The organism is Kineothrix alysoides, assembly GCF_000732725.1.
GTDB classification, from domain to species: domain Bacteria; phylum Bacillota; class Clostridia; order Lachnospirales; family Lachnospiraceae; genus Kineothrix; species Kineothrix alysoides.
Window position 1 is genome coordinate 35328 of the sequence record NZ_JPNB01000002.1, and the last position, 11651, is coordinate 46978.

Annotated in this window: 10 protein-coding genes; 2 read left to right on the forward strand and 8 right to left on the reverse strand. The window is 47.1% G+C overall.

The window, feature by feature from the left end; genetic code table 11:
* Window positions 1–30 precede the first annotated feature (30 nt).
* The 7 genes from CC90_RS0111115 to CC90_RS0111145 form a co-directional block, all read right to left on the reverse strand.
* Window positions 31–813 (reverse strand): electron transfer flavoprotein subunit beta/FixA family protein, encoded by a 783-nt coding sequence (locus CC90_RS0111115; protein ID WP_031390844.1) that lies wholly within the window; start codon window positions 811–813, stop codon window positions 31–33.
* 69 nt (window positions 814–882) lie between these two features.
* On the reverse strand, window positions 883–2037 hold the full coding sequence (locus CC90_RS0111120) for an acyl-CoA dehydrogenase (RefSeq protein ID WP_031390845.1): 1155 nt from the start codon (window positions 2035–2037) through the stop codon (window positions 883–885).
* A gap of 117 nt (window positions 2038–2154) precedes the next feature.
* Entirely contained in the window at window positions 2155–2994 is an 840-nt protein-coding gene (locus CC90_RS0111125) for a 3-hydroxyacyl-CoA dehydrogenase NAD-binding domain-containing protein (protein ID WP_031390846.1), read from the reverse strand.
* 211 nt (window positions 2995–3205) lie between these two features.
* Window positions 3206–3982: an enoyl-CoA hydratase-related protein gene (locus CC90_RS0111130; RefSeq protein ID WP_031390847.1), complete on the reverse strand. Its 777-nt coding sequence runs from the start codon at window positions 3980–3982 to the stop codon at window positions 3206–3208.
* A gap of 192 nt (window positions 3983–4174) precedes the next feature.
* Window positions 4175–5356, reverse strand: coding sequence for an acetyl-CoA C-acetyltransferase (locus CC90_RS0111135; RefSeq protein WP_031390848.1), 1182 nt, complete (start codon window positions 5354–5356; stop codon window positions 4175–4177).
* A 150-nt stretch (window positions 5357–5506) separates the two neighbouring features.
* Entirely contained in the window at window positions 5507–7096 is a 1590-nt protein-coding gene (locus CC90_RS0111140) for an ABC transporter permease (protein WP_031390849.1), read from the reverse strand.
* Window positions 7093–7818: an ABC transporter ATP-binding protein gene (locus tag CC90_RS0111145; RefSeq protein WP_051869462.1), complete on the reverse strand. Its 726-nt coding sequence runs from the start codon at window positions 7816–7818 to the stop codon at window positions 7093–7095. The genes CC90_RS0111140 and CC90_RS0111145 overlap by 4 nt, the downstream gene beginning before the upstream one ends.
* Window positions 7819–8042: 224 nt before the next feature.
* On the opposite strand from CC90_RS0111145, the gene CC90_RS0111150 reads away from it, so the two are divergent.
* Both CC90_RS0111150 and CC90_RS0111155 read left to right on the forward strand, forming a co-directional pair.
* On the forward strand, window positions 8043–8486 hold the full coding sequence (locus tag CC90_RS0111150; RefSeq protein ID WP_031390851.1) for an RrF2 family transcriptional regulator: 444 nt from the start codon (window positions 8043–8045) through the stop codon (window positions 8484–8486).
* 47 nt (window positions 8487–8533) lie between these two features.
* Window positions 8534–9904 (forward strand): redoxin domain-containing protein, encoded by a 1371-nt coding sequence (locus tag CC90_RS0111155; protein ID WP_031390852.1) that lies wholly within the window; start codon window positions 8534–8536, stop codon window positions 9902–9904.
* A 551-nt stretch (window positions 9905–10455) separates the two neighbouring features.
* Here the strand turns inward: CC90_RS0111155 and CC90_RS0111165 are convergent.
* The gene (locus CC90_RS0111165) at window positions 10456–11568 is read right to left on the reverse strand and encodes a glycoside hydrolase family 53 protein (RefSeq protein WP_031390853.1); all 1113 of its coding nucleotides are present in this window, start codon (window positions 11566–11568) and stop codon (window positions 10456–10458) included.
* Window positions 11569–11651: the final 83 nt, after the last annotated feature.

The following is an 11651-nucleotide window of genomic DNA, read 5'->3' on the forward strand; positions in this document are numbered from 1 at the left end:
TCTTATTCACCACGCTTTTCCTTTGATTTATTAAATGATGTGTTTCTCTTTTAATCTTTCCATAATGTAGTCTACAGATTCCGTAGGATCGAGAGCAACCTTCGCTCCCACACCCTTTCTCACTCTGTCCGATGCTCTGGCGATCTGTGTAGGTGAACCCTTAAGTCCGAGGTTGGAATCCTCTACATCCACCAAATCATTTCTTCCCCATACGGTTATCTCCGCATTATATGCGTCGAAGATTCCGCCCGGAGTCATGTAACGAGCTTCATTCAATTCAGCAAGAGCTGTGATCAGGCAAGGCATTTTAGCCTTTAATACGTGATATCTGTCATCGTACTGGCGCTCTACTACTACGCTGTCGCCTTCGATCTTAATATCCTGCGCATAAGAGATTACCGGGATTCCCAAGTGCTCGGAAATCTGCGGTCCAACCTGTGCGGTATCTCCGTCAATAGCCTGACGGCCTGTAATAATCAAATCATATTCCAAATTACGGATTGCTCCTGCAAGTGTCTGAGAGGTCGCCCATGTGTCCGCGCCGCCGAGAACTCTATCTGTTACGAGAACGCCTTTATCCGCACCCATAGCCATCGCTTCGCGAAGTACTTCTTCCGCCTTGGGAAGGCCCATAGTAATTGCGGTTACTTCCGCGCCATACTGATCCTTTAATCTAAGAGCTGCTTCAAGTCCTGCTTTATCATCGGGATTCATGATAGTAAGCATAGCACCTCTGTCCAGCGTTCCATCGGGATTGAATTTAACGCCGCCCTTTGTATCGGGTACCTGTTTAATACAAACAACAATTTTCATTGTATTTCCACTCCTTATGTTTTCATTCATTTTCATTTGCTTAATGAGTATATAACACTCATGTCATTACTATTTCAGTATTGCGCCGGAAATTACCATTTTCTGAACTTCGGAGGTTCCTTCGTAAATCTCGGTAATCTTAGCATCACGCATCATACGCTCTACGTCATATTCTCTCGTGTAGCCGTAACCGCCGTGAAGCTGTACAGCCTTGGTCGTAACTTCCATAGCAACTTCTGCTGCATACAATTTCGCCTTTGCTGCTTCTACGGAATAATTTTTCTGGGTCTCTTTTGCTTTAGCAGCCTTGTAAACGAGCAGCTGAGCAGCCTCCGTCTTCGTATCCATATCAGCAAGCTGGAACTGCGTATTCTGGAAAGCAGCAATCGATCTGCCGAACTGTTTTCTTTCCTTTACATACTCGATCGTTCTTTCCAAAGCGCCTTCTGCAAGGCCCAGCGCCTGAGCGGCAATACCGATACGTCCGCCGTCCAGCGTGTGCATAGCGATGCCGAAGCCCTTTCCTTCCGCACCTAAGATATTTTCCTTAGGAATTCTGCAGTCTGTGAATATCAATTCATAGGTGGATGAGCCGCGGATACCCATTTTCTTTTCCTTCGTACCGAAGGAGAAGCCGGGAGTTCCTTTTTCTACGATGAAAGCGGAAATGATTTTCTTACTTCTGCCTTTTGCATCGGTGGAAACGCTGGTTACTGCAATGATAATATAAATATCGGCTTCTTTACCGTTGGTGATGAAAATCTTGGAGCCGTTAAGTACCCACTCGTCGCCGTCGAGAACAGCCTTTGTCTGCTGTCCCTGTGCATCGGTACCAGCTCCGGGCTCGGTCAGACCGAAAGCGCCTAATTTCTCGCCTTTTGCAAGAGCCGGCAGATATTTCTGCTTCTGCTCCTGCGTACCATATGTCAGGATAGGATCGCAGCAAAGAGAGGTATGTGCGGAAACGATAACGCCTGTAGTTCCGCAAACCTTGGAAAGTTCTTCTACACACATAGCATATGTCAATATATCGCAGCCCTGACCGCCGTACTCCTTCGGTATCGGAATGCCGAGAAAGCCTGCCTTTGCCATTTTCTCAACGGTTTCTCTGGGAAACGTTTCTGTTTCATCTACTTCTTGTGCTAACGGCTTAACTTCTGTTTCAGCGAATTCTCTGAAAAGAGCTCTTGCCATTTCATGTTGTTTACTTAACATAAAATCCATGTTTTTATTTCCTCCATAAAGTTTTAATTAAAAAATTTAAACAGCAAAGTTTTTCCTATGATATGAAATGATTGATCACAATGCGGTCTCACAAAGTGATTTCATAACACCTGTTTTTTATTTAGAATAATCGTAGAAGCCTTTTCCGGTCTTCATACCGAGCTGTCCGCCGCGAACCATTTTCTTGAGAAGCGGATGAGGACGGTATTTGGAATCACCGGTTTCGTTCTGAAGAACTTCCATGATAGCCAGCACGATGTCAAGGCCAACCAAATCTCCAAGAGCCAAAGGTCCCATAGGATGGTTTGCGCCCAGTTTCATCGCATTGTCGATACCTTCTACGCTGGCAACGCCTTCTGCATAGATACCAATCGCTTCGTTGATCATCGGAATAAGGATTCTGTTTACAACAAAGCCTGCTGCCTCGTTTACCTGTACCGGAGTCTTGCCGATTTCTTCGGAAATCGCTTTGATTTTATCAACTACTTCGTCGGGTGTATTAAGGCCTGCAATCACTTCTACCAGCTTCATAACAGGAGCCGGATTGAAAAAGTGCATACCGATAACCGGTCTGTCCAGTCCTGCACCGATTTCTGTAATGGAAAGAGAGGAGGTATTGGTTGCAAAAACACAATCTTTTTTGCAAATATCCTGAAGCTCCTTAAATGTTTGTTTCTTAATATCCATAACCTCTAAAGCTGCTTCTACTACTAAATCACAATCCGTACAAATCGTTTTCACTCCTGTTGTGATCTTAGCGAGAATAGCGTCCGCTGCAGCCTGTTCCATTTTACCTTTTTCAACACGTTTCGCGAAACCTTTTGCAATTCTGTTCTTGCCGTTTGCTGCGAATTCTTCGTTGATGTCACAAAGAAATACTTCATATCCTTCTGTCTGGGCAAAAGCCTGTGCAATACCTGCGCCCATTGTACCAGCACCAATAATACCTACTTTCATCTTATTTCCTCCTGATTTATATTTATATGATTTATGTGAGCTGCCGCCTTACGCTATGCGGAAGTCCATCAATACCTAATTAAGTTGCTTCTATGCCTTATTACTCTCACGAAGGCATAGCGCCAAACGGGTATGCTTGCATGTCCATCCGGTAACTGCCCATAGGGGCAAATACCCAAGGTAAATACTGCTTAATTTACCGGGAGGTATTTTACTTGTTAAGGAACTGCTCTACTTTTCTCTTTTCCAAGAAAGCTGTCATACCTTCCTTCTGATCATAGGATTCGAAGCAGTCACCGAATAACTTCTCTTCGATTACGATTGCTTCATCCATATCTACGTCCAAACCGTCGTTAATTGCTTTTTTGCAGTTACGAACAGCTATTGGAGCGTTCTTCGCAATGCCTGCTGCCATTTTTTCTGCTGCCGGCATCAATTCTTCCTGAGTGTAAACAGCATTTACAAGACCGATTCTGAGTGCTTCGTCCGCTTTGATATTTCTTGCGGTATATATCATCTGCTTCGCCATGCCTGCGCCTACCAAACGGGCAAGTCTCTGTGTTCCGCCAAAGCCCGGTGTAATTCCAAGGCCCACTTCCGGCTGTCCGAACACTGCGTTGTCGGAACAGATTCTAATATCGCAGCTCATGGAAATCTCACATCCTCCGCCCAGCGCGAATCCGTTAATCGCTGCAATGACAGGAATCGGGAAGGTCTCCAGCTTGCGGAATACGTCGTTTCCTTTTTTGCCAAAGGCTTCACCCTGTGCTTTTGTGAGTGAGCTCATCTCTCCGATATCCGCACCGGCTACGAAAGACTTCTGTCCTGCACCTGTCAAAATAAGGCATCTTACTTCGTCCAAATTAACAGCGTCCAAGGTTTTGTCCAGTTCTTCAAGAACGATGCTGTTTAATGCGTTCAAAGCCTTTTCACGGCTGATGGTAATAATACCAACGGCATCTTTCTGTTCATATACGATAAATTCCATCTTCAATACTCCTTTTCTTCTCATTATTAGGTTTTTTATTAAATAGGTCATCTGCAGCCTGGCATTAGGCATTTTCCTCCTGCCGCTTAGCAAATCGCCTGTTTTTTCATCCGAATACAGTCCGATAAGCAGACCGGAGATTGTCTGGGACATCTCGATTAGTCTGCTTATCTTATTTTTAACTATTAAATCTTACTCTCTCGTTACGACAGTAGCGCATCCCATGCCACCGCCGATGCAAAGTGTAGCAAGACCGGTTTTCGCATTCTTCGCTTCCATTTCATGAAGCAGAGTAACTAAGATACGGCAGCCTGAAGCTCCTACCGGGTGTCCCAATGCGATAGCTCCGCCGTTAGGGTTGAGCTGCTTATCTACGTCGATGCCTAAGTCTCTTCCTACCGCTACGGACTGTGCGGCAAAAGCCTCGTTTGCTTCGATAATATCGAAATCTTCAATCTTCAGGCCGGTTTTTGCCATGACTTTCTGGGTTGCAGCAACGGGGCCGATTCCCATAACCTCAGGCCTTACGCCTGCAAGAGCTCCTGCTACGAAGGTAGCCATGGGCTTAACGCCTAATTCTTTCGCTTTTTCTTCGCTCATAACGACGACCGCTGCCGCGCCGTCATTGATTCCGGAAGCGTTTCCTGCCGTTACAAAGCCATCTTTATTGATACCGCGAAGCTTTGCAAGAGCATCTATCGTAGATCCTGCACGAGGGCCTTCATCTACTTTGAATTCAACCATTTCTTTTTTCTTCTTTACCATAACGGGTACGATTTCTTTATCGAATGCGCCTGCTGCCTGAGCTGCTTCCGCCTTCTGCTGGCTCTTTAATGCGAACTCATCCAATTCTTCTCTTGTGAGGCCCCATTCTGAGCAGATATTGTCCGCTGTCTGAATCATGTGGTAACTGTTGAACGCATCCCAAAGAGCGTCATTTACCATAGTGTCCACTAAAGTTCCATTGTTCATTCTATATCCGAAACGCGCCTGAGGAAGTGCGTAGGGAGCCAAAGACATGTTTTCCATACCGCCTGCAACAACGATGTCCGCATCTCCTGCCATAATCATCTGTGCCGCCATATTGACACAGTTAAGTCCTGAACCGCATACTACGTTAATGGTTACTGCGGGAACCTCTACCGGCAATCCTGCTTTGATAGTCGCCTGACGAGCTACGTTCTGTCCAAGACCTGCCTGAATAACGCATCCCATATATACCTGATCAACTGCTTCCGGAGCAACGCCTGCTCTGTTTAAAGCTTCTTTAATTACAATTGCACCAAGCTCTGCTGCCGGTGTTGTACTGAGACTTCCGCCCATAGTTCCTATAGCCGTACGGCAAGCGCCTGCTAAAACTACCTTTTTTCCCATTGTTTCTTCCTCCATACAATAATGTGTCTGCCGAAGCAGAATGAGTGTTGATTGCAATGATTGTTAATTTTTTATCATTACCAGCGTTCCTATTATATCATAGGGTTTTTCATTTTGCAACGATAAGAAATATGATATTTTTATCAAGTTTTATCCAATGTCTCTGCGTCCGTACCGCACAACACCAATCGCTCCCAAAATCAACGACAGAGCAGCCATTACAATTAACGGCTCCAGCCGGAATTCCTGAACCGGAAGCTGAGGAACGTTTCCGAAGGGAGAAAGCTTGTGCACCCATTCAGGCAAATCGAACAGCCTTCCGAAATACATCATAAGGAAGGAATAGGAAAATACCACCCATACCAGTGCGGTCAGCCTGGGAAAAGCTCCCACCAGCAGAACGCTCAAACTAAGCATTACCCACAACGCCGGCAGATATGCAAATCCCGCCTTTAAGAGCGGGCCTAATTCCACCGCCCCTGTACTCCATGCCGCCGTAAAAAGACCCAGGGTCAGCAAGAAAAGGCTTAAAAAACTTTCTAAAAGCGCAAGTGTGATGTAAGCGAGAAACATTTTCATTCGGGGAACAGCTTTAGCAAAGAGCTGCTCTAACCGCCCGTGCTTTTCCTCGGCATGAATCCTGCCCGCCAGAAGCATTACGGGAACGGACGAAAGAATAGCCCCGATGGCTAGTATCAGCACAATATAGTTGTTAGTGATGTCGTAGCTTCCTACCGTGTTAAGTATCTTCTGGATCATTTCGTTATCATTTACAAAGGCATCAATCTGCCCCAGCACCGAGCCGTAAGAGGCCCCAAGGGCAAACAGGCCAAGCCCCCATGCGAATATCGTTCCTCTGGAGAGTCTCCATGCCAGCCCCAGCTCACCGCGCAGAAAGCGCGAAGCATGCTCTCGCCCTTTACGGGCAGGCAATATCCCCTCACCAAGGTCTCTGCCGGCACAGATAAGAAGCGCTGCTGTCCCGGTGACAACTGCTTCCAGAAGCAATATCAGGATAGGCACGAAGTTATCTTCATAAAAGGCGTATACGCGAAGTCCCAGCCCCAAAGGAGAAATTATGCTTAAAGCATTGCCCGCCATGTCACCGGACATTCTCATAGTATAGAAAAGACCGAGAAGTGCGAACACACTGCCCGTCACCCCGCGCGAAGTGGAGAACAGCTGCGCCGCAAGCAAGGTAAGAGCGGCGAAGAGAAATCCCTGCACGCCCATGGACAAAGAATAGGAAAACGCGCCGGCTGCCGTAACTCCTTCAATATGCAGCATCATGAATCCAAGCGCCGTTATTATGGAAATGACGGCGTTTAAAGCAAACGCGCCGAACAGAGTTGTCACCGCCCCCGTTAACCGTCCTACGGGAAGGGCGCGGAGCATTTCATGCCGTCCCAGCTCCTCATCCACCCGGGTATGCCTATTCACGAAAAAAATATTCATAATCGCTACCGCCATCACAAACCATATCAAACACTCCTGCGCCATAATGACAGCTGTCGTCATGGATTCCAGACCGTAAACGGGCCCCATCAGCGCTACCATAGCAGGAGTGTTCATCGTGGTCGCCATCGTAAGCATGGACTCCTTGTCGGGAAACAGCCCAGGATACATTCCGGCGAACAAAAGGGCAGACCCCGCCACGCAGACGATCCATACCGCACTCATCGCCCGTTCTCTGCGAAGGAGGAAGCGAAAGTATCGTCCGAAGCCGTAAATAGACCTCATATCCCTCTCCCCCCTTCGTATTCACTGAGAAAGAATTCCTCCAGCGTCTTTCCTCCTGCCTTTTCTGCAATTTGAGACATTGAGCCGCCCGCCACGATTTTTCCTTCGCGGATAATGCTCACCGTATCCGCCAGCTTCTCGACCTCGCTCATAATATGGCTGGACAGCAGCACCGTCCTTCCCTCCTTCTTAAGTTCACCTATACGGTCTTGAAACACCTTTTCCATAAGAGGGTCCAAACCGCTGGTGGGCTCATCGAGAACAAACAGCTCCGCATCGGAGGCGAGGGCCGCGATAAGCGCTACCTTCTGGCGGTTACCCTTGGAATAGGTACGGCATTTTTTGCCGGGATCCAATTCGAACTGTTCCTTGAGGCGCTCTAACCGCACTTTATCCGTCTGCCCGGCCCGGCGCATCGACAAGAACAAATCTATTACCTCGCCGCCCGTTAAATTCGGCCAGAGGTTCACATCTCCGGGCACAAAGGCAATCTTCTTATGTAACTCCACTGCATTTTTCCACGCGTCCTGCCCGAACAGCGTTACCGTTCCCGATGTAGCCTTGAGAATCGCAAGCAGACAGCGGATCGTTGTCGTTTTTCCGGAGCCGTTAGGACCCAGAAAAGCATGAACCTCTCCCGGCTTCGCGGACATGTTCACACCGTCCAAAGCAGTGAACTTTCCAAAGTTTTTCACAAGATTTGTTATTTCAAAGGTTGTCATATTTTTTCCTCCCTATATAGAGCTTTTCAAGTACCATTATGTTCCAATCATGGCTATTGTCAATAGAAAAACTTATCTAACTGTAACGCCTTTTATTCTTCCCGCCGGATACTCCCATATTTAGAAATAATAATACTTGACATATAAACTGAAACAATTATAATTACAGTATATATGATACATCTTTTTTTACTGCTTCAATATTATAGTAAGGAGGCCAAGTCATGAACAGTGAATTCTGTATAGCAGTGCATACCCTCGTCTTTCTGAACCGGAAGGCCTGTACCCTGTCCAGCGCAGAGCTTGCCAAAAATGTATGCACTAATCCGGCAAGAATACGTAAAATCATGGTAAAACTTAAGAATGCCGGACTCGTTTCCACAAAAGAAGGTTTGGACGGCGGCTATCATCTGGAGGTAAGTCCTGAGAATATCTCCCTTTATCAAGTCAGTGAGGCCTTGGACTTCAAATTTGTCTCCTCTTCGTGGAAAAGCGGGAACGTTGACATGGATTGCCTTATTGCCTCCGGCATGGGACAAGTGCTGGATAATATCTATGAAGACTTGGACACCCTTTGCAAGGAGCGCCTGAAGAGCATAGCCATAAATAACATAGACGATGAAATCTTCGGCGCACTTTCCATCGATAAATCTTGCGAACCGAAGTAATAAAAAGGAAACTGCATTTCAACTATTACAGCAAACGGAGGTAATACATGAACTTATCAATTGAAACAAGCATCCCCGCAGCTACTGTATTTATTCAAGGATTAATCAGCTTCTTCTCCCCCTGTGTTCTGCCGCTCATCCCGCTTTATATCGGCTATTTATCCGGCGGCGCCAAGACTACGGACGAAAACGGCAATATCCGCTATAAACAAAGCAAAGTAATGCTCAACACCTTATTCTTCGTAATCGGAATCAGCTTTTCCTTCTTCTTATTAGGGCTGGGCTTCACGACTATCGGACGTTTTTTCCACGATTACCAGACATGGTTTACCCGGATCGGGGGCATTATCGTAGTCCTCTTCGGCCTTTCCCAGTTAGGATTCTTCGGAAACCCCGCAATGGGAAAAGAGCGGCGCTTTCATTTTCAACCGGATAGCCTCGCCATGAATCCCCTGACCGCCCTCATTATGGGATTTACCTTCAGCTTCGCATGGACGCCCTGCGTAGGCCCTGCTCTTGCCAGCGTGCTGATCATGTCGGCATCGGCAGCATCGGCAGCTACAGGCTTTCTCTTAATCGGAGTATACACCCTGGGCTTTGTTCTCCCGTTTATGGGCGTAGGTATTTTCACCGGCTCTTTGTTGGATTTCTTCAAGAAACACCGGCAAGTGGTGAAGTATACGACGAAAATCGGAGGTATTCTCATGATTCTTATCGGTGTCATGATGTTTACCGGCTGGATGAACGGCTTTAGCAGCTATTTGTCAGGTATCACCGGCACCTCTGCCGAAAGCAGTATAAACGCTTCTGACGAAAGTGCTGGAAATAATACAGACAATGATACCGCGAATACAAACGACGATTCAAATAATAATAACGGAAATAATGGCACTAATGTCACTAACAATACAGATGCCGCAGACAATAATACTACTGATGAAACTACTGATGAAAGCGAAGCCGGCACGGATACATTCCCTGCTCCCGATTTCACCCTTACGGACCAATATGGCAATGTGCATACCCTCTCTGATTACAAGGGCAAGACAGTCTTTCTTAACTTCTGGGCGACCTGGTGTCCTCCCTGCCGCGCAGAAATGCCCGAAATCCAAGAGCTTTATGAAGATTACGGGGAGAATACCGGCGACGTTATCATACTCGGCATCGCTTCCCCTGAGGTAGGCCGGGAAGGCACTGCAGAAGAAATTGCAGCTTTCCTGGAGGAAAACGGCTATGAGTATCCGGTAGCTATGGATACCGACGGCAAGATGGCGTATGCTTACGGAATAAACGCCTACCCTACCACCTTCATGATCGACAAGGCCGGAAACGTCTTCGGCTACGTCTCCGGCCAGCTAACCAAGGATATTATGGTCAGCATTATCCAGCAAACAGTAGACGGTGTGAGAACACAATAAAAATAAAAATGTGCTCCGCGCACTCTCAACCCCAAGCATTTGGGCAGCACATTTTTTGTTTCGCACGCGTAACTACGTATCCATTTGTTATGTAATAGGTACATTTCCTATTACATAACAAACAAATTATATAACAAATAACGCATATGAATATACCTCATATACTTTAACTCCACAAATACATTCGGCTCGGTCACAATGCCTTCCATCAGGCATCCAGTGTCCGAGCCAACACTTTTTTCGTAAAACTCACCCATCCTTAAACATCAAACTGCGAAGCCAATACCTCCGCATTATCACGTCCTTCTTCACGGCCTTCCGGAGCCTTTCTTCGGTGGATTAGGTTTCAGTTCCGTCAGTGCGCGGCTTGCATTTTCTTAAGGAAACCCTAGGCACCCAGGGAAAACGCCGCACGGATGCGGCGTTTAGGCAGCGCTGCACACGGATGTGCATCGCTGCCGCCCCGTCCGCCCTCCAAACACCTACGGTTTCCTTTAGAAAATACAGCCGCAAGCGCCGAAACAGAAACCTAATCCACCGAAGAAAGGCTTTCACACCCTCCCGAAGCTCCTTACAACCTCCAACGCCGGCAACGCATTCCCCTCATAATCGAACAACCCCTGATTGGCCCACTCATTACCGCACGGTCCTGAATCCCGCATATAGGCAAGCGATTCCTTCGTCGCCCATCCGCTTCCCTTTACCGGCAGCCATGCCGGTTCCCAGTAAAAATAGCCGATTCCCAAGCCATCCCCCACTGCCGCTACCCCTTCCATGAACCTCTCCATGAAAAGAGCCTGCCCTTCCTTCGTTGCCGGGTATTCCAGATTCTTCTCAAGCGCCGGCTTCGCCGCAGCTCCCTTTCTTTCCTCCGGCGCAAGCCCTTCATAGGAAGCATAATCCTCCATCGTAAAGGGCTGAGAAACCTCCGCAACGACCAAAGGCTTTCCGTACCTCTTTGCAAGCAAATTCATATTATCGATAAGCCCTTTCATCGCCCCGTTCCATACCGGGTAATAGGACAATCCGATTATCTGGAACTCTTCCCCCCGCTCTATAAAATGATCGAACCAATCCCGGTACATCTCATGATCGTCACCATGGTCTAAATGCAGCATAACAGGCACATCGCCGTCTACCGCCCGCACTCCGCGGATTCCGGCATTTACAAAACGTGCGAGCTCATCATATGCGGGCTTTTCTCCGTTAGGCCAGAGAAGCCCATTTGTAATTTCATTTCCCACCTGAATCATATCAGGAAAAAGTCCTTTTTCCTTCAGCCGTTTCAGTGTACTCTCCGTATGCTCGAATACTGCCTTTTCCAACTGTTCGTCATCGTAATCCTTCCAAGCCTTGGGTTTTATCTGTTTCCCCGGATCAGCCCAGAAATCGCTGTAGTGAAAGTCCAGCAAATATTTAAGTCCCGCTCCCTTCACTTCCTTTATCATCTTTACTGTTGTCGGAAAATCGTTTGCTCCTGCACCGTAAGAAACTCCGTCCTCCGAATAAGGATCGACCCAAAGCCTAAACCGTATATAATTTACCCCATACGCCTTAAGGACATCGACTAACGTCTGTTCCATCCCTTTATTGTAGAATCTCCCTCCGAGACGAACCACCTCATCCATGGAAGAAATATCCATGCCATGTATAAATTCTATCATTATAGCCCAATTCCTCCCGTTATTATACTATTTTCATCGATACAACATCCTGGCATATCATCCGCAAATTAACTGGGCCGGTT

Excerpts from the sequence above, each read along its gene's own strand:
- CC90_RS0111140 (WP_031390849.1), bottom strand. The coding sequence starts at position 7,096 with ATGAGGTCTATTTACGGCTTCGGACGATACTTTCGCTTCCTCCTTCGC.
- CC90_RS0111115 (WP_031390844.1), bottom strand. The coding sequence starts at position 813 with ATGAAAATTGTTGTTTGTATTAAACAGGTACCCGATACAAAGGGCGGC.
- CC90_RS0111125 (WP_031390846.1), bottom strand. The coding sequence starts at position 2,994 with ATGAAAGTAGGTATTATTGGTGCTGGTACAATGGGCGCAGGTATTGCA.
- CC90_RS0111135 (WP_031390848.1), bottom strand. The coding sequence starts at position 5,356 with ATGGGAAAAAAGGTAGTTTTAGCAGGCGCTTGCCGTACGGCTATAGGA.
- CC90_RS0111120 (WP_031390845.1), bottom strand. The coding sequence starts at position 2,037 with ATGGATTTTATGTTAAGTAAACAACATGAAATGGCAAGAGCTCTTTTC.
- CC90_RS0111145 (WP_051869462.1), bottom strand. The coding sequence starts at position 7,818 with ATGACAACCTTTGAAATAACAAATCTTGTGAAAAACTTTGGAAAGTTC.
- CC90_RS0111155 (WP_031390852.1), top strand. The coding sequence starts at position 8,534 with ATGAACTTATCAATTGAAACAAGCATCCCCGCAGCTACTGTATTTATT.
- CC90_RS0111165 (WP_031390853.1), bottom strand. The coding sequence starts at position 11,568 with ATGATAGAATTTATACATGGCATGGATATTTCTTCCATGGATGAGGTG.
- CC90_RS0111130 (WP_031390847.1), bottom strand. The coding sequence starts at position 3,982 with ATGGAATTTATCGTATATGAACAGAAAGATGCCGTTGGTATTATTACC.
- CC90_RS0111150 (WP_031390851.1), top strand. The coding sequence starts at position 8,043 with ATGAACAGTGAATTCTGTATAGCAGTGCATACCCTCGTCTTTCTGAAC.